The 20268-nt window shown below is 61.9% G+C and carries 18 protein-coding genes and 1 pseudogene; 10 read left to right on the top strand and 9 right to left on the bottom strand.

Going from position 1 to position 20268, the window contains the following annotated elements; genetic code table 11:
* Positions 1-41: 41 nt before the first annotated feature.
* The gene (locus M1B34_RS25610; protein ID WP_268262329.1) at positions 42-956 is read right to left on the bottom strand and encodes a LysR family transcriptional regulator; all 915 of its coding nucleotides are present in this window, start codon (positions 954-956) and stop codon (positions 42-44) included.
* 170 nt (positions 957-1126) lie between these two features.
* Here M1B34_RS25610 and M1B34_RS25605 point away from each other — a divergent pair, with 170 nt between their 5' ends.
* The 3 genes from M1B34_RS25605 to M1B34_RS25595 all read left to right on the top strand — a co-directional run bounded on the left by M1B34_RS25605 (position 1127) and on the right by M1B34_RS25595 (position 4014).
* On the top strand, positions 1127-2545 hold the full coding sequence (locus M1B34_RS25605) for a coniferyl aldehyde dehydrogenase (RefSeq protein ID WP_268266588.1): 1419 nt from the start codon (positions 1127-1129) through the stop codon (positions 2543-2545).
* Between the two features lie 93 nt (positions 2546-2638).
* Complete coding sequence (locus M1B34_RS25600) at positions 2639-3316, top strand: type 1 glutamine amidotransferase domain-containing protein (RefSeq protein ID WP_268262331.1); 678 nt, start codon at positions 2639-2641, stop codon at positions 3314-3316.
* A gap of 71 nt (positions 3317-3387) precedes the next feature.
* Positions 3388-4014 carry a glutathione S-transferase family protein gene (locus M1B34_RS25595; RefSeq protein ID WP_268262332.1) on the top strand — a complete coding sequence of 209 codons (627 nt, stop codon included), beginning with the start codon at positions 3388-3390 and terminating at the stop codon, positions 4012-4014.
* Positions 4015-4044: 30 nt separating this feature from the next.
* Here M1B34_RS25595 and M1B34_RS25590 read toward each other — a convergent pair whose 3' ends face one another.
* Entirely contained in the window at positions 4045-5043 is a 999-nt protein-coding gene (locus M1B34_RS25590; protein ID WP_268266587.1) for a LacI family DNA-binding transcriptional regulator, read from the bottom strand.
* A gap of 187 nt (positions 5044-5230) precedes the next feature.
* Between M1B34_RS25590 and M1B34_RS25585 the strand changes: the two genes are divergently transcribed.
* The 7 genes from M1B34_RS25585 to M1B34_RS25555 all read left to right on the top strand — a co-directional run bounded on the left by M1B34_RS25585 (position 5231) and on the right by M1B34_RS25555 (position 12536).
* Entirely contained in the window at positions 5231-6397 is a 1167-nt protein-coding gene (locus M1B34_RS25585; protein ID WP_268266586.1) for a Gfo/Idh/MocA family protein, read from the top strand.
* Positions 6394-7497 (top strand): sugar phosphate isomerase/epimerase family protein, encoded by a 1104-nt coding sequence (locus M1B34_RS25580; RefSeq protein WP_268266585.1) that lies wholly within the window; start codon positions 6394-6396, stop codon positions 7495-7497. The genes M1B34_RS25585 and M1B34_RS25580 overlap by 4 nt, the downstream gene beginning before the upstream one ends.
* A 42-nt stretch (positions 7498-7539) precedes the next feature.
* The gene (locus M1B34_RS25575; protein WP_268266584.1) at positions 7540-8775 is read left to right on the top strand and encodes a nucleoside permease; all 1236 of its coding nucleotides are present in this window, start codon (positions 7540-7542) and stop codon (positions 8773-8775) included.
* A complete protein-coding gene (locus M1B34_RS25570) occupies positions 8772-9548 on the top strand; it encodes a sugar phosphate isomerase/epimerase family protein (protein ID WP_268266583.1) in 777 nt (258 codons plus the stop codon). Before M1B34_RS25575 ends, M1B34_RS25570 begins: the two co-directional genes overlap by 4 nt.
* Before the next feature lie 140 nt (positions 9549-9688).
* Complete coding sequence (locus M1B34_RS25565) at positions 9689-9886, top strand: hypothetical protein (RefSeq protein WP_268266582.1); 198 nt, start codon at positions 9689-9691, stop codon at positions 9884-9886.
* A gap of 97 nt (positions 9887-9983) precedes the next feature.
* Complete coding sequence (locus M1B34_RS25560) at positions 9984-10529, top strand: cytochrome b (RefSeq protein WP_268266581.1); 546 nt, start codon at positions 9984-9986, stop codon at positions 10527-10529.
* A gap of 195 nt (positions 10530-10724) precedes the next feature.
* Positions 10725-12536 (top strand): ABC transporter ATP-binding protein, encoded by a 1812-nt coding sequence (locus tag M1B34_RS25555; protein WP_268266609.1) that lies wholly within the window; start codon positions 10725-10727, stop codon positions 12534-12536.
* A 140-nt stretch (positions 12537-12676) separates the two neighbouring features.
* On the opposite strand, the gene M1B34_RS25550 is transcribed toward M1B34_RS25555, so the two are convergent.
* From M1B34_RS25550 to M1B34_RS25520, 7 genes and pseudogenes are all read right to left on the bottom strand, one after another.
* Complete coding sequence (locus M1B34_RS25550) at positions 12677-13318, bottom strand: 3-oxoacid CoA-transferase subunit B (protein WP_268266580.1); 642 nt, start codon at positions 13316-13318, stop codon at positions 12677-12679.
* An 8-nt stretch (positions 13319-13326) separates the two neighbouring features.
* Positions 13327-14019, bottom strand: coding sequence for a 3-oxoacid CoA-transferase subunit A (locus M1B34_RS25545; RefSeq protein ID WP_123334101.1), 693 nt, complete (start codon positions 14017-14019; stop codon positions 13327-13329).
* 494 nt (positions 14020-14513) lie between these two features.
* Positions 14514-15554 carry an amino acid ABC transporter substrate-binding protein gene (locus tag M1B34_RS25540; protein ID WP_268262343.1) on the bottom strand — a complete coding sequence of 347 codons (1041 nt, stop codon included), beginning with the start codon at positions 15552-15554 and terminating at the stop codon, positions 14514-14516.
* A 232-nt stretch (positions 15555-15786) separates the two neighbouring features.
* Positions 15787-16944 carry a M20 aminoacylase family protein gene (locus M1B34_RS25535; protein WP_268266579.1) on the bottom strand — a complete coding sequence of 386 codons (1158 nt, stop codon included), beginning with the start codon at positions 16942-16944 and terminating at the stop codon, positions 15787-15789.
* A gap of 5 nt (positions 16945-16949) precedes the next feature.
* Positions 16950-18466 (bottom strand): annotated as a pseudogene (locus M1B34_RS25530) (aldehyde dehydrogenase family protein).
* A 3-nt stretch (positions 18467-18469) separates the two neighbouring features.
* On the bottom strand, positions 18470-19360 hold the full coding sequence (locus M1B34_RS25525; RefSeq protein WP_268262345.1) for an NAD(P)-dependent oxidoreductase: 891 nt from the start codon (positions 19358-19360) through the stop codon (positions 18470-18472).
* 14 nt (positions 19361-19374) lie between these two features.
* Positions 19375-20265, bottom strand: a complete 891-nt coding sequence (locus M1B34_RS25520; RefSeq protein ID WP_268266578.1) for a VOC family protein — start codon at positions 20263-20265, stop codon at positions 19375-19377.
* Between the last annotated feature and the right edge of the window lie 3 nt (positions 20266-20268).

The raw sequence follows: 20268 nt of genomic DNA, 5'->3' as shown, positions 1-20268 counted from the left end.
GGAGGCGGGCAGACAAGATCGCTCGCGGCGTGAATCTGTGCTTAGGACTCCGGCGCCCCAGCCTCGCGCCGACTGCCTCTGAGTCGCCACAGCAGTGCCTGCCTGGCATGGGCCACGCGTGGTTGGCGCAAGGCGCTTGGGGTCCAGATCAAGTGATAGTCTCGGCTTGAGTGGCCCACCGGCGCAGGGATTTCCTGAAGCTCGCCCCGAGCAATGCAGGGCCGGCACAGGTAGGCGGGGAGGGTGCTCCAGCCACAGCCATCGATCAGCAGCGTGCGCAAGGTTCGCAGGTCTTGCCCGACCATTGCCGGCATCGAGGTTTTCATTTCAATCTGGTTGATGGCCAGCCAAGCGTCGATCAGCGGTAGTTCAAGGCTGTAGGCCAGGATGGGTTCGGCCTCGAGCGCGCTGACAAAATGCTTGGCCGCAATCAAGCGTGCCACCACTTCCGGCGCGGCCACCGCAATGACGTCGTCGGTGTACAGCAGTTCGCTGCGAAGGCGAGGGTTGTCGGGGGCGGCGGCGGAGACCCCAAGATCGCAATCGCCATCCATCAACAGCCGGCAAATCAAATCGTGGTTGCCACTTTGCATGCGTATGCGGATGCCTTCTTCCAGCAGCGGCTTGAGTTGCCTGGACACCACTTCAGCCAGAAAGTCGCCGTGGCCAATGATCTGCAAGGCCCCGGCCAGTTCCACGGAGCGGGCCCTGGCAGAGGCGAGTGCGGTTTCCGCTTCATCCAGCTTGTCGCCTATGTCCGCGGCCAGTTCTTTAGCCGCAGCCGTGGGCTCAACGCCCCGGGCCTGGCGGTTGAACAAGCTCCTGCCGATGGCGGCCTCAAGACCGGAAATATGCTGAGACACTGCAGGTTGCGTGAGGTTGAGCGTGCGGGCGGCGCCGCTGATCGAGCGTTGCCGATAGACCTCTACAAAGGTTCTCAGTCGTACAAGTGACATGTGTGACCCATAAAATTATTTATGCGAGCCCCAAAATACCCTGTCTATTCGCTCGGGTGCCAGCTCCCTAAGATGGCGGCACGTTTTGAACGCAGCGGTGAGTGGCCCAACGAGGCGCCGCCCGCGCTGCCTCCCCCTTCACCCAGGCCATGTTGCTTAGGAGAACAGAGATGAGTTACCAGCCCACCCGCGATGATCTGCAGGTTATTTTGCGCACCATGAAGCGTGCGCACCTGGCCGCCGGGCCCGCCGCTGCGAGCGTTCGAAAAGACCGACTGTTGCGCGCCGCACGGCTGATCCGCGAAAACCAGTCGAAGATCAGTGCCGCCATCAGCGCCGACTTCGGCAACCGCAGTGTTTATCAGTCGATGCTTGCCGACATGGCCACCACGGTAAAAATGCTGGAGGACTCCGCCGAGCACGTGGAGCAGTGGATGCAGCCTGAGTCGGTCGAAAGCCCCGGCCCTGGCATGCAGGCCTGGATCGAGCAGCAGCCATTGGGTGTGGTCGGGGTTATCAGCCCCTGGAACTTCCCGATCAATTTGGCCTTCGGGCCGTTGGCGGGTGTGTTTGCCGCGGGCAATACCGCCATGCTCAAGCCGTCGGAGCTGACGCCTAAAACCTCCGAACTGCTGGCCGAACTGATCGCCGGCTACTTCGACCCCGTCGAGCTGACCGTGGTCTTGGGGGATGCCGGTGTGGGGGCTGCATTTAGCGAGTTGCCCTTCGATCACTTGGTGTTCACCGGCAGCACCAGCGTGGGTCGCCATGTTATGCGGGCGGCGGCCGAGAACCTGGTGCCGGTCACGCTCGAACTGGGTGGCAAGTCTCCAGTGGTGGTGGCCGAGGATTTTGACCTGCGCACCGCGGTCGAGCGCACCCTCACCATCAAAACCTTCAATGCCGGGCAGATCTGCCTGTCGCCGGACTACCTGATGGTGACGCCAGAGCAGCAGGCGTCGTTGGCGACGTTCAGCAAGGACTTCATCGCCCAGAGCTTCCCCACCCTGATCAGCAACCCGGAATACACCTCGATCATCAGTGAACGTCATTTTGATCGGCTGGTCGGCCTGTTGACGGATGCCGAGCAGAAGGGCGCGACGCTGATCAATCTGGCGCCGGGCAGCGAACCGGCGTTTGATGGGAAATCCCGCAAGATTGTCCCGCACCTGGTGCTCGATGTGACCGATGACATGGCCATCATGCAGGAAGAGATCTTCGGGCCGCTGCTTCCGGTAAAAACCTACCGTACGGCCGACGAGGCGATCGCCTACATCAACGCCCACCCGCGTCCTCTGGCGGCGTACTACTTCGGCGATCACCTGGAACGCCAGCAGCAGTTCATGCGTCAAACCACTTCTGGCGGCCTGGTGATCAACGATGTCATGACCCACGCCTCGATCGACAGCTTGCCGTTCGGCGGGGTCGGCGCTTCGGGCATGGGCGCTTACCACGGCATCCACGGTTTCCGGCGTTTTACCCACGCCAAACCGGTGGTGGTGCAGAGCCAGGACGGTGCTTCCAACCTGCGTTTGCGTGCGCCTTACGGGGATAAGGCTCCGGCCTTGGAGGCGTTCTTCAACGGCTAGTCGAACCAGCCGGTAACACCTATTGAAACCCATGAACATGCCCACGGCAGAACGAGTCGCCAAAGGCCAAAATCCGGCAATGAGGAATATGCAATGAAAGTTCTGATGGTTCTCACGTCTCACGATCAGTTGGGTGACACCGGCTTGAAAACCGGCTTCTGGCTTGAAGAATTCGCCGCCCCTTACTACGTCTTCAAGGACGCCGGCGCCGAGGTGGTGCTGGCCTCGCCGGCGGGCGGCCAGCCGCCGCTGGACCCGAAGAGCGAACTGGCCGACTTCCAGACTGAAATGACTCACCGATTCAACGCCGACCCGGCGGCTCAGAAGGCCTTGGCCAACACCGTCAAGCTCGACACGGTCAGCGAGCAAGACTTCGACACGGTGTTCTACCCGGGTGGGCACGGCCCTCTGTGGGACCTGGCCGAGTCGAAGACGTCCATCAGCCTGATCGAGTCCTTCGAACGTGCCGGCAAGCCCATCGGCTTTGTCTGCCACGCTCCGGGGGCGCTGCGACACGTGAAGGCCGCTGACGGCGCGCCGCTGATCAAAGGCCGTCGCGTCACGGGGTTCACCAACGGCGAGGAAGCGGCCGTCGAGCTGACCGATGTCGTACCGTTCCTGATTGAAGATGAGTTCCAGAACCTGGGTGGGCATTACGAAAAAGGGCCGGATTGGGCTCCCTTTGTGATCGAAGATGGCAAGCTGATCACCGGCCAGAACCCGGCCAGTTCCGAAGGCGTGGCCAAGGCCCTGGTCGCTCAGTTGAAGTAACCGCCAGGCGTACCTGAATCCCGCCTGGGGTTCAGGTATACCGAGCCTCTCCCTGATTACCGAGACCTACCATGATCACACTTCACCACCTCAACGCGTCGCGCTCCCTGCGTATCCTGTGGCTGCTGGAAGAGATCGGCCAGCCTTACACGTTGGTTCGCTATCAGCGTGATGCGGCCACTCATCTCGCTCCAGATTCCCTGAAAAGCATTCACCCGCTGGGCAAATCCCCGGTCATTGAATTCGAAGGGCAGGTGCTGGTGGAGTCGGGCGCCATCGTCGAGTACCTGATTCGGCGTTTCGCGCCCCAGTTGGAGCCGGCGTTCAGCTCGCCGGAATACCTGCAATACCTGCAATGGATTCACTTTGCGGAAAGCTCGGCCATGGTGCCGGTGCTGCTCAAGGTCTTCACCCAGTTCGAAGCCAATGCCGGCACCCAGCTGAAGTTTCTCGACGGCTACACCCAGACCGAATTTGAGAAGGTCCTGGGCTTCCTCGACAGCGTGCTGGCGGACAAAACCTTTATCGTCGGCAACACCTTGTCCGGGGCCGATTTCATGTTGGCCTTTGTCGCCATCACCGTGGTCGAGCAACTGGGGGCGGGGGCGCAATACCCCCATCTGGCGGCCTACCTGCAACGCCTGACGGCCCTGGACAGCTGGAAGCGCGCGCTGGCGCTGGAGCATCAGGGCGCCTGACACACGCCGGTATCGAGGCTGGGCGCCCGACTATCGAGCTGAAGGGGGCGCCGAGCTTTTACGGATCGTCAGTTCAAACGGCAGTATCACCGGCTGTGGGGGCGTGGTTTTCTTTTCGATCAAGTCGATCAGCATCTCCACGGCCCTGTGTCCAAAGCCCTCGGCGGGCTGGGCGATGGTGGTCAGCGGCGGGTCGCAGTACTGCGCCAGCGGAATGTCATCGAACCCCACCAACGAAATATCCTCGGGCACGCGCAGGCCCGCTTCCTTGATGCGCTTGAGCGCACCAATGGCCATCTCATCGTTCTCACAAAACAGCGCGGTCGGGCGGTCCGGCATCGTCAGCAGGGTGGCGGCGCCGTCGTAGCCGGCGCGCAAACTGAAGTCGCCGTGGCAAATAATCGTGGGGTCGCTGGGGATGCCGGCCTGATCCAGGGCGGTCTGGTAACCCGCGACCCGATCCTGGGTCAGGGGACTGCTTTGAGGGCCCTTGATCAGGCCGATCCGTCGATGGCCCAGGCTGATCAGGTGTTCAGTCATTGCCTGGGCGGCGGCATGGTTGTCGAGGCTGATGGTGGGGTGACGCCCACCCTTGATCACTTCGCAGGCGTTGACCATGGGCGGGGTCTCAAGGCTGTCGGCGGGGAAGGGGTCGAAGGCGCGCAACTGGATCACGCCATCGGCCTGGTGGGCATAGACCAGTTCGGCAAACTCACGCTCGATGTCTTCGCGGCCTTGGGTGTCGCACAGCAGCAGTCGGTACCCGGCGGCCTGGGCTGCCTGTTGGGCACCGCTGATCACGCGGGCAAAAAAGGTGTTGGCAATTTTCGGAACCAGGATCACCAGGTTGGCGGTGCGCCGAGAGCGGAACTGCACCGCCATCAGGTTGGGGCGATAACCGGCTTGCTCGACGGCGGCATTGACCTTGTCCCGAGTGGCCTGGCGCACGCATTCGGGTGATTTCAGGGTGCGCGATACAGTGGCCACCGAGACGCCGGCGAGCCGGGCGACTTCACGAATATTGGACAAAACCACCTCATCTTCAAACTATGGGTCGGGCGAGCTTACAGCAGGTCCGTCTGCGCTGAAATCCTTGCGAGGGGCGATCGAGTATTTGACAGCCTGCGTCACAGCGCATAGATTTCCGCTCAAATGTAACCGGTTACATTCCGGCTTCAACCCGTCGTTCAGCCGGCCCGAACAGAGAAAAACAGTGATGAACACAGTGATACCCAAAATAAGAATGGGCTTTGTCGGTGGGGGGGAGGGCTCGTTTATCGCCCAGGCGCATCGCCAGGCAGCGGGCCTCGATGGGCGCTTCGAGCTGGTCTGCGGCGCGTTCAGCCGCGACGCACAGAACAACCTGCGCACGGGCAGCTACCTGGGCCTAGCGCCATCACGCTGCTACAGCACGTGGCGATCGATGCTGGAGGCCGAGCGCGCGCTGCCGGCCGAGCAGCGCATGGAACTGCTGGTGATTGTCACCCCCAATCATCTTCACGCACCGGTGGCCAGCGAAGCGTTGACCGCCGGTTTTCATGTGTTCAGCGAGAAGCCCGCGGCCTTGAACCTGGCTGAGCTGCAGGCCCTGAAAACCCGCTTGCACAGCAGCACCGGGCTCTATGGCCTGGCCCACACTTACCTCGGCTACCCCATGGTCTGGCAAGCGCGAGAGATGGTACGCAGTGGCGTGATCGGCGCGGTGCGCAAGGTGCTGGTGGAATATCCCCAAGGCTGGCTCAGCCAGGATGTGGCCGGGCAGGGCAACAAGCAGGCCGAGTGGCGGGGGCAGCCGGCGTTGTCCGGGTTGGGCGGCTGCATCGGCGATATCGGCACCCATGCCTTTTCCCTGGCGGAGTTCGTGGCCGATCAAGCCGTCACCCACCTGTGCGCCAGCCTGGGCGTGCACATCGAAGGCCGGCAGCTGGATGACGACGCCGCCATGCTGCTGAAGATGGAGCAGGGCGCCAGTGGCGTGCTGATCGCCAGCCAGGTCTGCGCAGGGGAAGAGAACCCGCTGAGCATTCGGGTCTACGGCGACAAGGGCGGCCTCGAGTGGCGCCAGGAACAACCCGCCAGCCTGATTCATCGCTCATTGGACCAACCCATGCGTGTCTTGCGTTCCGGCACCGGGCAGCCGTGGTTGTGCGAGGACGCGACCCAGCGTATGCGCTTGCCCGCCGGCCATCCCGAAGGCTACCTGGAAGCCATGGCCAATCTGTATGGCGATTTTGCCCAGGCCATTCGCGGTGAGGTCAAAGGCCACACCGTGCCGGGTGTGCCGGGGATCGAGGTGGGTCTGCGTGGCATGGCCTTTATCGAAGCGGCCATCGCCAGTCACAGCAGCGATGCCAAGTGGACCCCCCTGGAGTGCAGCCGATGAAACCGCAGACGCCTGCCGAGACCCCAAACGACCTGGCCCCTCAAGGCCTGCGTGGCCCCGGGATATTCCTGGCGCAGTTCATCGCCGATGAAGCGCCGTTCGACACTCTGGCCAATATCGCTCAATGGGCAGCGTCCCAGGGCTACACAGCCATTCAATTGCCGACCCTGGGCACGCGCTACATCGACCTTGAACGCGCCGCCGAAAGCCAGAGCTATTGCGATGAACTGAAGGCCGTGTGCGCCAGCGCCGGGGTTGAGATCAGCGAACTGTCCACCCACCTGCAAGGGCAGTTGGTGGCCGTGCACCCGGCTTTCGATGCGCTGTTCGATGACTTTGCGCCCGCTCATTTGCGTGGCCATCCCCAGGCACGCACCGAGTGGGCGATCGAGCAATTGAAGCTGGCGGCGCGGGCCAGCCAGCGTCTGGGCCTGACCGCCCACGCGACCTTTTCCGGGGCTTTGCTGTGGCCCTACATGTATCCCTGGCCGCAGCGCCCCGCCGGTTTGGTGGAGCAAGGTTTTGCCGAACTGGCCAAACGCTGGCTGCCGATCCTCGACTGTTTTGATCAGGCCGGTGTCGACCTGTGCTACGAAATCCACCCCGGGGAAGACCTGCATGACGGTGCCTCATTCGAGCGTTTCCTCGACGCCGTCGATCACCACCCCCGTGCGGCCATCCTTTATGACCCCAGCCATCTGCTGCTGCAGCAAATGGACTACCTGGGCTTTATCGACCGTTATCACTCGCGCATCCGCATGTTCCACGTCAAGGATGCGGAGTTCCGTCCCGATGCGCGCTCCGGTGTCTATGGCGGTTACCAGGGTTGGGTCGAGCGCCCTGGGCGCTTCCGCTCGCTGGGTGACGGCCAGATCGATTTCAAATCGATCTTCAGCAAGCTGACCCAATACGGCTTCACCGGCTGGGCCGTGCTGGAGTGGGAGTGCTGCCTGAAAGACTCCGCCCAAGGCGCTGCCGAAGGCGCGGGGTTCATCCGCGACCACATGATTACTCGGAGCCAAAAGGCCTTTGACGATTTTGTCAGCGTGGCCAGCGATGCGGCTTCCAACAGGCGTTTGTTGGGCTTGCCTGACGCCTGAGTTTCACCAGTTTCTTTCAATAACAATAAGACGGTGACTGTTATGACGTGGATGACTGCGCGCTTGAGCGCCATGATGTTTCTGCAGTTCTTTATCTGGGGTGGCTGGTTCGTCACCCTGGGCACTTTCCTGTCCAGCCAGTTGGGTGCCAGCGGCGGCCAGATTGGCATGGCGTTCTCGACCCAGTCCTGGGGTGCGATCATCGCCCCGTTCGTGATCGGGCTGATCGCTGACCGCTTCTTCAATGCCGAGCGCATCCTGGCGGTGCTGCACCTAGTGGGGGCAGTGTTGCTCTACCAGCTGTACCGGGCGCCTGACTTCGGCGCGTTCTATCCCTACGTGCTGGCCTACATGATGATCTACATGCCGACCCTGGCATTGGTCAACTCCGTGGCCTTTCGGCAGATGCGCGACCCGGCACTGGAGTTCTCGCGCATTCGGGTGTGGGGCACCGTGGGCTGGATCGTCGCCGGTGTGGTGATCAGTTTTGTCTTCGCCTGGGACTCGAAAGACGCGATTGCCAGCGGCGGCTTGCGCAACACCTTCCTGATGGCGGCGCTGGCGTCCCTGGTGCTGGGCCTGTATAGCTTTACCCTGCCGAGTACCGCACCGCTGAAGACCGAGACCCGCCGCAGCGGCCTCAAGCAGATACTCGGTCTGGATGCCCTGGGCCTGCTGAAAGACCGCAGCTACCTGGTGTTCTTCATTGCCTCGATCCTGATCTGCATCCCGCTGGCGTTCTATTACCAGAATGCCAATCCGTTCCTCGCGGAAATCGGCGTGACCAATCCCACGGCGAAGATGGCCATCGGGCAGGTCTCCGAAGTCCTGTTCATGCTCCTGCTGCCCCTGTTCATTCACCGCTTCGGCATCAAGATCGCGCTACTCATGGGCATGCTGGCCTGGGCCTTGCGCTACGTGCTGTTCGCTTACGGCAATAACGCCGACCTGGCCTTTATGCTGTTCACCGGCATTGCCTTGCACGGCATCTGCTACGACTTTTTCTTTGTCTCCGGGCAGATCTACACCGACGCGAAAACCCCCGAGCGCTTCAGAAGCTCGGCCCAAGGCCTGATCACCCTGGCCACCTACGGTTTTGGCATGCTGATCGGCTTCTGGGTCGCGGGCCATGTCTCTGACTACTACGCCACTCCTGCGGGCCATCAGTGGCAGAGCATCTGGTTGTTCCCGGCGTGTTTTTCCTTGGGCGTGGTGCTGGTGTTCCTGTTTGCCTTCCGCGATGCGCGAGCCGTGGAACTGGCGCCCGCCAAGGCTTGAGCAGCCACGAATTCATAACAATAAATAAGGAAATTGCGATGCGCGTACTCAAAAAAATGGCATTGGCCACCCTCGTTGCCGGCTGCGTACTGAATGCCACAGCGCTGCTGGCGGCCCCCGCGGCCGATCGACAGATCGCCTTGCAGATGTACACCCTGCGCAATGTCGGCACCCTGGAGCAGCAGTTTTTCCTGACACAGAGCGCCGGGTTTTCCGCGGTCGAGTTGGTCGGTGACCAGGGTGTCAGCCGGGATGAACTCAACCGGCTGCTGAAAAAATACAACCTGACCGTGACCTCTGCCCACGTACAACTGGAGGCCTTGCGTCGCCAGTTGCCTGAAACCATCGCCTTCAACCGTGCCGTGGGCAACAAGGTGCTGGTGGTGCCTTACCTGCAGCCCGCGGATCGGCCCACCAATGCCAGGGGCTGGCAAAAGCTGGGCGAAGAACTGAATGCCTTGGGGGCCCGGCTGCGCAAGGAGGGTATGCGGCTGGCGTATCACAACCATGATTTCGAGATGAAAAAATACCAGGGCAAGACGGGGCTCGAATGGTTGGTGGATGCCACCCGGCCCAATAATCTGGCGCTGGAGATAGACGCGGCCTGGGTGTCGCGCGGTGGGCAAGACCCGGTCCGGCTGATCAAGCGTACCCGGATCGGCTGTTTGCCCTGCACGCCAAAGACAACGCCGGTATCGGGGTACGCGACGATGAACGCAACTTCGCGCCCCTGGGCGAGGGCCTGCTGGCTTGGGGTGAAATCGTCGCGGTAGCGCAAGAGGAGGCCAGACCTCTGTACATCGTCGAGCATGACTTGCCCAAGGATCCGGCAGCGATCATCCGCGCCTCCAAACTCAACCTGCAACGAGAGTTGCAGCGTGAAGGGCGAGACAGAAAACTCGAGTGAGCCTTGATGCAAAACGCCCCGGTTAGCCGGGGCGTTTTGCATCAAGCAGACCTGCACGGGCGTTACCAAAGCGCCAAGGTGCAGGAAGGCGCCCGCAATGTTGCGGTGGCGGCCGGGCTTGATGATCCGCAGTTGGCGCGTGCCATGAGCGCCTCCCCAGTCGCGAGCCAGGCCCTGGCCCGCGTCATCTTCAGACTGTCTTAAGACTGGCCAGGCAGGGTGGTGCCCTTGGAGTCGGTGACAAGCCGAACCACGGTCGCCCGAGTTTCGGCAATCGCCCCTCATCCTGATGGAGCCTGTGATGACGAATGCATCAGCAGCACAGCGGTATACAAAACTGTCGATGACCTTGCACTGGTTGATGCTGGTGTTGTTTGTCGGCGTCTATGCCTGCATCGAACTCAAGGGGATGCTCCCCAAGGGCCACGCCTTGAAGGTGCCGTTGCTCGGCGTGCATGCCTTGTTCGGCCTGGGCATCTTTGCCTTGGTCTGGGTGCGTTTGCTGGGACGCTTGAAGCCGCGTCCGGCGATTGTCCCGACCCCGCCGGCTTGGCAGAACGTACTGGCGCGCGTGACCCATCTGGCCCTGTATCTGTTGATGATTGTGACGCCGGCGCTGGCCTGGCTGATGCTCAGCGCGGCAGGCAAGCCGGTGCCGTACTTCGGGTTTATGCTGCCGTCGCCGCTGGCGGTGGATACCGAGTTGGCTAAGCAACTCAAGGAATGGCACGAGTTGATCGGCAATGCCGGGTACGCGCTGATCGGCCTGCATGCTTGTGCGGGTCTGTTCCATCATTACTGGGTGCACGACAACACCCTGACGCGGATGCTGCCAAGACGCTTTTAGGGCGCCCGTCACCCATCGTCGGTTTGCCCTGTTGGGTTTTGAAGTGGGCGTGGGGAGCACTTCACCGCGCGCTAGCGGTTGTTTCGCGATAACCTCGGCGCCGGTGGCCGTTTCAAGCACGCCGGAGTCTTGCGCGAGCGGCTCGGGAGGGTGCTGTCCAGCCTGATCTCACCCAGCAAGGAGTCCATGGCCTTCATGGTGCTGTTCAAACGATTGCGTGCTTTTTCCGTGCAGGCCGGCAGGGCGCTGGGGTTGGTGTGGGAGACCTCGCGGCCCCTGTTCCTGGGGCTGGTGCTGGCGACGCTGATCGCTGGCCTGCTGCCGGCGTTGGCCGCCTGGATCGGCCAGCGCATCGTGGATGGTGTGGTCCATGCCATGCAGATTCATGCCGCCGGCAGTCAGGCGCCGGTGTGGCCGGTCATGCAGTACGTGCTGGCCGAAGCCGGCGTGCTGGCGTTACTGGCGGCCGCCCAGCGGGCATTGTCGATGCAGCAGTCGTTGCTGCGGGTGCAGTTGGGGGTGAAGGTCAACCTGATGATCCTGGAAAAGGCCCAGACCCTCTCGCTGCTGCAATTTGAGGATGCGCAATTCCACGACAAGCTTGTGCGGGTGCGTCAGGGGGCTTCTACCCGGCCCTTGAGCCTGGTGACAAAGGGCTTGGGCCTGGTGCAGAACCTGATTTCGCTGATCAGCTTTGCGGTGCTGCTGGTGCACTTTTCTCCGTGGGCTCTGTTGATCCTGGTGGTCGGCGCCTTGCCGGTGTTCTTCGCCGAGACGCATTTTTCGGGCAATGCCTTTCGCCTGTTTCACCGGCGTGCCCCGGAGACCCGCCAGCAGAATTACCTGGAATCCCTGCTGTCCCACGAGGCGCATGCCAAGGAGGTCAAGCTGTTCGGGCTGGCCCCGTTGCTGCTCAAGCGCTACCGGGACAACGCTCGACGTCTTTACACGGAAGACTGCCAGTTGACGGTGCGCCGTGACACTTGGGGTTTTGCGTTGGGGCTGCTGGGCACCGCGGCGTTTTACCTGGCCTATGCCTGGGTGGTGCTGGACACAGTGCGCGGGCAGACGACCCTGGGCCAGATGACCATGTACATCGTGCTGTTCAAGCAGGGCCAGAGCGCAATCACCGCCAGCCTCAGCGCCATCGCCGGCCTGTACGACGACGGTTTGTTCCTTTCGGACCTTTATGAATACCTGGAAGTCCCGGTGACAGCGCGGCGCGGAACACTGACTCAAGGGGCACGCCCGGGTGACGGGTTGCGTTGCGAGCAGGTGGGGTTCACCTATCCTGGTGCCGAATCGCCGGCGCTGAGTAACATCAACCTGCACCTGGCGCCGGGGCACAGCCTTGCATTGGTGGGGGAGAACGGTTCGGGCAAGACCAGCCTGATCAAACTGCTGACCCGCTTGTACACCCCGGACGAGGGTCGCATCCTGCTAGACGGCAGCGACCTGCAAGCGTGGGACGAACAGACCCTGCACCAGCGCATCGGGGTGATTTTTCAGGATTACATCCGCTATCAGATGAGCGTGGGCGAAAACCTGGGCGTCGGTGACGTCGAGGCGTTTGACGATCAGGCGCGCTGGCGCCGTGCTGCCACTCAGGGTGTTGCCGCTGAGTTCATCGAGCGCTTGAGCAAGGGCTACGCCACGCCGTTGGGGCGCTGGCTGGGTGGTCAGGAACTGTCCGGCGGCCAATGGCAGAAAGTTGCCTTGTCGCGGGCCTATATGCGCCAGGACGCCGATTTGCTGATCCTCGACGAACCCACTGCTGCCCTGGATGCCGGGGCCGAGGCGGCCGTGTTCGAGCACTTTCGTGAACATGCCAAGGGCCGCATGACGCTGTTGATTTCCCACCGTTTCTCCAGTGTGCGCAGCGCCGACCACATCATCGTGCTGGACCGGGGGCGGATTCTGGAGGAGGGCAACCACGGCCAATTGATGGCGGCGGGCGGACGTTATGCCGACTTGTTCGATGTACAGGCGCGGGGCTACCGCGAGTGACCTGCACAGACGATTCAATGGACGGGAATAACGGGATGCGGGGGTAGAGGCAGGGCTTCAATTTCGCTTGCAGCTTGCAGCTTGCAGCTTGCAGCTTGCCGCGCGACCCATAGCCCCCGCAGCAAGCCGCTTGAATCGCGTTACTTCAACAACGGCACGCCACTCAATGTCTGCAAGTCCTCAAAGCTGATATCCGCGAGGATCTCGCGCACCTGCAAGCCTTTTGGAGTGACGTCCAGAATCGCCAGGTCGGTGTAAATCCGGCTCACGCAGCCAATACCGGTAAGCGGGTAGGTGCACTTAGGCACCAGTTTGCTTTCGCCGGTCTTGGTCAGGTGATCCATCATCACGAACACCTGGCGCGCGCCGGTGGCCAGGTCCATCGCACCGCCCACTGCCGGAATCGAGCCCTCAGCGCCAGTGTGCCAGTTGGCCAGGTCGCCGTTGACCGAGACCTGGAAGGCCCCCAGTACGGCGATATCGATGTGGCCACCGCGCATCATCGAGAACGAGTCGGCGTGATGGAAATACGCGCCACCGGCCAGCAGCGTCACGTGCTGTTTGCCGGCGTTGATCAGGTCATCGTCTTCTTCACCGGGCGCCGGGCTCGGGCCCATGCCCAGCACGCCATTTTCGCTGTGCAGGAATATTTCCTTGTCACCCAGGTAGTTCGCCACCAGGGTGGGCACGCCAATGCCCAGGTTCACATAAGAACCTTCAAGAATATCGTCGGCCACGCGCTGGGCCATTTCGTTGCGCGATAGTTTTTTCATGACGGTCATGGCAGGCCTCAATTGACGTTGGCGATCAGGGAACTGGCAGAAGGCACAGCAACCACGCGCTGGACGAAAATCCCCGGCGTGATGATGTGCTCAGGGTCCAGATCACCCAACTCGACGATCCGGTTGACCTGCGCGATGGTGGTCTTCGCGGCCATGGCCATGATCGGCCCAAAGTTGCGGGCGGCCTTGCGGTAGGTCAGGTTGCCCCAGCGATCACCCTGTTCGGCCTTGATCAGCGCAACGTCGGCGTGCAGCGGCATTTCCAGCACATAGTTGCGCCCTTCGATCACTCGGGTTTCCTTGCCTTCGGCCAACAAGGTGCCGTAGCCGGTCGGGGAGAAGAAGGCGCCAATGCCCGAGCCCGCGGCGCGGATGCGTTCGGCAAGGTTGCCTTGGGGCACCACTTCCAGTTGCACCTTGCCCGCCAGGTACAGCTCGTCGAATACATAGGAATCGGATTGCCGCGGGAACGAGCAAATCACTTTGGCAACCCGCCCGGCCTTGAGCAGCGCAGCCAGGCCGATTTCACCGTTGCCGGCATTGTTGCTGATGATGGTCAGGTCGCGAGCGCCCGATTCAATGACGCCATCCACCAGCGCCGACGGCATGCCGGCAGTGCCGAAGCCTCCGACCATGATGACCGAGCCGTCGGCAATGCCATCGAGTGCGGCAGCAATGGATTCGAAAGTTTTATTGATCAAGGCGTGCTCCTCTATTTTTGTTGATTGGGTCGATCAATCTGAATACCCGCTGCGCAGGGAAGGTTCCGGCAACGGACCGACAGCCCATAAAGCGCGTGTCGGCAGCTGCGCATAGGTTGCCAAACATTGAGCCTGACAGGGCGGTCCTGAATACGATGTCGTGCGATTAACGAACGCAGGCTGATAGGTGGCCTGCAGCAGTACTGCCGCGTGCAGCGAAGGATTTGCGCTTCGAACCAGGGAGTTCCAGGCACTTTCGGCGCGTTACCGGGCCGTGCCATTTGCAGAGCGCGACAGGGGCTCCCGGGCCTGCCATTGAAGAATGGGGGCTTCAGATCGGCAAAAGGGGGGAGGGATTTTCTCGGGTGGGGCTTTTTTGCAGGGCTTAGCAATACGAGGTTTGCGCAGTGGCAGCATGTGACTCGGCGTGACGCGCCTTAGAGAAACAGCCAAAAGGGTCAGTGCCCGGCAGCAAGCTGCCGGGCAACGCCTTGTCAGCGAACGGGCGGGGCGTATTGCAGGCCGCCCTGGCTCCACAGCGCGTTGAGGCCGCGCTTGATCTTCATGTCACTGCCGCTGCCCAGGTTGCGGTCGAAGGACTCACCGTAGTTACCGACCTGGGCAATGATTTTCGCCGCCCAGTCATTGGGCAGATTCAGGTCCTTGCCGAGGGCACCTTCGGTTCCGAGTAGTCGCGCAATGTCAGGATTCTTCGACGACTTGAGCTGCTCGTTGACGTTTTTCGAGGTGATGCCCAGTTCTTCGGCGTTGAGCATGGCGGCGAGGGACCAGCGCACCACGGTGAACCAGTCTTCATCGCCACGGCGTACTGCGGGGGTCAATGGCTCCTTCGAAATCACCTCGGGTAGCACAACGAAGTCATCGGGCGTTGCCAGTTTCAGGCGCTGGCCGTACAACTGCGACTGGTCGGTGGTCAGCACATCACAACGTCCTGATTCCAGAGCCTTGAAGCTCTCGTCAGAGGTGTCAAAGGTGATGGGGGTGTACTTCATGCCGTTGCTGCGGAAGTAGTCCGACAGGTTCAACTCGGTCACGGTGCCGGCCTGGATGCAGAAGGTGGCGCCGTCCAGCTCCTTGGCGCTTTTCACCCCGAGCTTTTTATTGACCAGGAATCCCTGGCCATCGTAGTAGGCGACACTGGTGAACTGGATACCCATGGCGCCGTCGCGGGACGAGGTCCAGGTGGTGCTTCGGGACAGCATGTCGACTTCGCCCGATTGCAGGGCAGTAAAGCGCTCCTTGGCGGTCAACTGGGTGTACTTGACCTTCTTCGCGTCGCCGAACACGGCAGCGGCCACGGCCCGACAGACGTCGACGTCGAACCCATGAAAGTCACCTTTGGCGTCGGCATAGGAAAACCCCGGAAGGCCGTCGCTGATGCCGCACTGCACAAACCCTTTGCTTTTGACGTTCTCAAGGGTGGCGCCGGCGTTGGCGCTCAGGGTAAACAGTGTGCCGAGGGTCAGGCACGCTAAGGTCGAAGCCCCTTTCAACAGCGTTCTTTCTTGTTTCATGGCGATGCTCTCGTGTGGGTGGCGGTTAAGTGCCAAATCAACGCGCAGGGGGGCCTGAGCACCCATTGTCGGCGCTGTGTTGAACTGCAAATCTGGAGGGCAGAAACAAGAGTGGGTCGTCAGGGGACCCAGCCAGGACGGTGGTTCTTTTTATTATTTGGCATAGGTTGTCTCTTATTGTTATGTCGCCCCCGGAGGCCGGGTTGACCGGGAATATGCAGCTCTTTGTGGCTTAAACGGCTGGCAGAGATTGCTCGACCAAGCGGGTCCAAACGGCGACTGCCGGTTCAATGATCTGGTCATTGAAGTCGTAATAGGGGTTGTGCAAGGCCGCAGAGGGTTCCTCTCCATCCGCGCCCATCCACAGGTAGGCACCTGGGCAGGCTTTGAGCATGAACGAGAAGTCTTCCGAGGCCATGGAAGGGCTGCAACCCCACTGCACGCGCGACTCTCCCACCGCCGTTACCGCTGCCCGGCGGACCTTTGCCGCAGCCTCTGCATGGTTTTCCGTCACCGGGTAGCCGACCTGGTAGAGCAATTCCCCTCGGATGCCGAAAGCGCCAGGCAACTGCTCGACGAACTGACCGATCAACTGTTGGACGTGATCGCGGACGTGCGATTGCAAGCAACGCACGGTTCCCTTGAGCACCGCCGTTTCGGGAATCACGTTGATTGCTTCGCCTGCGTTGATCTGGGTCACGCTGATCACCGCACTGTCGAGGGGTGAGAGACGTCGAGAGGGAATGGTCTGCAGGGCAAGAATCAGCTCCGCCGCGGCGATGATGGGGTCCGCGCCTTTGTCGGGCATCGCCGCGTGGCAGCCTTTGCCCGTCAGGGTGATTACGAATGTATCGAGGGACGCCATCATCGGGCCTGGGTTGATCACCACCTGACCGGCCGGGGCGCCTGGCCAGTTGTGCAGCCCGTAGATGGCGTCCATGGGGAACTGCTCGAACAGGCCATCCTCGATCATTTTTTTCGCCCCCGCGAGACCTTCCTCGGCCGGTTGGAAGACGAAGTGGACGGTGCCGCTGAAGTTTCGCGTTTCACTCAAATGGCGAGCCGTGGCGAGCAGGATTGCCGTGTGCCCGTCATGACCGCAGGCGTGCATGCAGCCTTGATGCGTCGACTGGTGGGAGCACTGCCCCAACTCTTGGATGGGCAGGGCGTCCATGTCGGCTCGAATGCCGATCGCCGGGCCCTGTCCATGGCTCAGGGTGCCCACCACACCGGTGCCGCCGAGCCCGCGATTCACCTCGATCCCAAAGCTTTCCAGGAGCTGCGCCACCCGGTCGGAGGTCTGCAACTCGTCATAGCCGAGTTCGGGTGAGGCATGAAAGTCCCGACGCCAGCCGATGGCATCGTCGATCAAGGCTTTGGAAATCGACATGGCGTTCACTCCAGGCTCGCGCCGTAGCCGAAATTGACCGCGGGCGTGGCGGCGGTTTCGACCCACACGCTTTTCACTTCGCTGTATTCGCGCAACGCATCCAGCCCGGAAGAGCGACCGTAGCCACTTTCGCCGTAGCCACCGAAGGGCGAACTGACGTGAATCGTCTTGTAGCCGTTGATCCAGAAGGTCCCTGCGCGAACCTGCCTGGCCACTCGGTGGGCTCGACCGACGTCGCGGGTCCAGACCCCCCCGGCCAAGCCGAAGCGACTGTCATTGGCAATGCGGATCGCGTCGGCTTCGTCCGTGAACGGGATGGCCACAACCACCGGCCCGAAGATTTCCTCTTGCGCGCAGTACAGGTCGTTGGTGCCGGCCAACACCGTTGGGTTGATGTAATACCCGGGCCGGTCCGGGATGGGGTCGGCATTCGCGCCGACCAGCCTGGCACCGTCTTTCAATGCACCCTCGACCATGGTTTTTACGTGGTTGTACTGTTTGGCGTTGTTGATCGGGCCGATTTGAGTCTCAGGGTCGCTCGGGTCGCCGACCTTGAAGCGGGTGGCCGCTTGCGCCAGGGCCTGGGTGAACGTGTCAAAAATCGACGCCTGAACCAGCAATCGCGAGCCCGATACACAACTCTGGCCGGCCCCGGAGAAGATCGCGGCCTGCGCCCCGCGCAAGGCAACGTCCAGGTCAGCGTCCTCGAACACGATGTTTGCCGATTTGCCGCCCAACTCCAGCACGGCAGGGATGCAACGTTGCGCGGCGGCGACGGCGATGTGCCGTCCTGTCGCTGGCGAGCCGACAAACACCACTTTGCGGATGTCTGCCTTGGCGATGAAGCCTTGGCCGATGGTGTGACCGAAGCCGGCGATGATGTTGACCAGCCCTTTGGGCACGCCGGCGCGCTCGATCAACACCGCGATCATCAATGACGACAAGGCCGTCAGCTCGGAGGGCTTGAGAATGACCGCGTTACCCGCCGCGATCGCCGGTGCGATCTGCCAGCCGCAGGTAAAGATCGGTGCATTCCACGGGGTGATTTGCAGGACCGTGCCCAGGGGCTCGTACGTGACGTAGTTCAGGTGTGAGGTCGGCACTGGGATCACTTCGCCGTGCAGTTTGTCTGCCCAGCCCGCGTAGTACTCGAACATTTCGGCGACCTTGGTCACCTCGACCCGGGCGTCACGGATCGGTTTGTTAGCGGTGAGGGATTCAACCTGGGCCAGGCTGTCGCTGTGTTCGCGAATCAGTGCACCGACCTGGTACATCGCACGACCCCGTGCCTGTGCCGTGAGCGCCCACCAGTGCGCCTGTGCGCCTTGGCTACGGCGTCGGTGTGGGCAATCAGCGCGTCATCAGCGTCGGGAAAACTCAGCAGCAGACTGTCGTCATGGGCGTTGCGAACGTCCACCGGCGAGCCGTGGCCGTCGATGAACTCGCCACCGACAAAGCTGCCGATCACGCTCCGGTCACCCCAGAAGGGGCGCATTAGGTCGAGGATGTTTTGCGTGCTCATTGATTATTCTCCACGGCCGAAAAGCTGGGCGTCGGTGCGCTGGACAATCGCGCAAAAGTCTTCGTTATCGGGCAGCGATTCGCGGCTGGCTTGCCATAGCTGGGCGACGATCCGTGACAGGGGCAGATCCAGGTCCAGGCTGTCGGCCAGGTCGCTGGCAAGGCCGACGTCTTTGCGCATCAACCCCATGGTGAAGCCGGAGTCATAGGCTTTGTTCAGGACCCAGGTGGGGAACATGATCTGGGTGGCGCCGCTGCGGCCCGAGCCGGCGTTGAGTCCTTGCAGGAGCTTTTCCGGGTCCACGCCTGCTTTCGCGGCCATCGACACGGCTTCGGCGGTGCTGATCAGGTGACAGGCAGCCAGCATGTTGTTGGCGATCTTGGCCACGTTGCCGGCGCCACATTTGCCGACGTGGACGCGGGTGCCGCTCATGCCTTCCAGCACCGGCATGGCGCGTTGCAGGTCCCCATCCTCGGCACCGATGACCATGGACATGGTGCCGGTCGCGGCCCCTTTGGGGCCCCCGGAGACCGGCGCGTCGATAAAGGCGATGCCCATCCTTGCCAGGGCGGCAGCGACCTTGCGGCTGGCTTCCGGGGTGGAGGTGGTGGTGTCAACCACGATCAAGCCTTCACGGCCAAACTCGATGACGCCGCCTGGGCCCAGGCAGACGGCTTCCACGTGCTCGGCTTTTGGCAGCGACAGAATCAACATATCCGACTGTTGAATCAGTTGATGGCGGTCGCCGACGGGTTGGACACCTTTGCATTTGGCCTGGGCCAGCGCCGCGTCGGACAGGTCGAATCCGCTGACATCAAAGCCTTTGCTGGCGAGGGTCGCGGCCATGCCGCCGCCCATATTGCCCAAGCCAATAACGCCTACTTTCATGGTCATTTCAACAGTCTCAGTTAGATGTTCTGCACGAATTCGAGGATGACGTTGCCGGCCGCTTGCGGCTCGACCAAGACCCGGCCCGGGACCTCGTGATGAGGAACCTGATTGTGTTCGAGGATCGAGCGCAGGGTGCTCAGGCTTCGGGTGTGCAGGCGGATGGAAATCCCATGGGGGCGTTCCTCGGCACGCTTGGGAAGGGCGATACCCGGGAACTCCAGGGCCGCGGTGGCGGCGTCGATGGCGCGCAAGACGCCGCATCGGGTATCGGCTTCCAGGACCGCCCCGTTGTAGCTCACGGCATCGCCGTAAAGGGCTCGCCAGCGTGGTTCAAGGCGCTTGGGGTCTGCCAGGTACGTGATGGCGAGAATCCCGTCTGCCCCGTTGGGGTGGTCCTGCCAGCCGCGAACCCAGATCAGTTCGGGGCGATGTTGGTGGCAGATAAAGTTGGAGGCGTCGGGTAACTCCGGGTCGATGAACAACGCCAGGGACACCACGGCTTCATCGGGGCGCCCATCAGGCAGGGTCATCGGGCGGCGAAAATCAATGCGCCCCTGGCTTTCCAGCCCGGCCTCGACCATCCGCGCATGATCGGCGTCGGCATCCTGGCTGTGCAGCGCCACCAACGACACACCTTCTTCGCCGCGATCAAGGAACTGCCCGAGCTGGCGCCCGAAACAGAAGCCGTTCACCGAATGGGTACCGAACTTGGAAGGGTCGTCGACCCCGATCAGCTCGATGAAGTTGCTGGGGAACATCATCAAGGAGGTGACGCTGCCCCAGGGGTGATAGCTCACCGGCGAAGGCGAAAACCCCATCTTGCGGTACAGCTCCAAAGCCTCGGCGTGGTGGCGCACGGTGACCAGGGGGTGATCGATACCCTGCGGAAATTGAGCGACGGCGGTCATGGT

The sequence above is a fragment of the Pseudomonas morbosilactucae genome (assembly GCF_023241715.1).
GTDB classification, from domain to species: Bacteria; Pseudomonadota; Gammaproteobacteria; order Pseudomonadales; family Pseudomonadaceae; genus Aquipseudomonas; species Aquipseudomonas morbosilactucae.
Note: the sequence above shows the minus strand (reverse complement) of the source record. Positions and strands in the feature narration are given on the sequence as shown.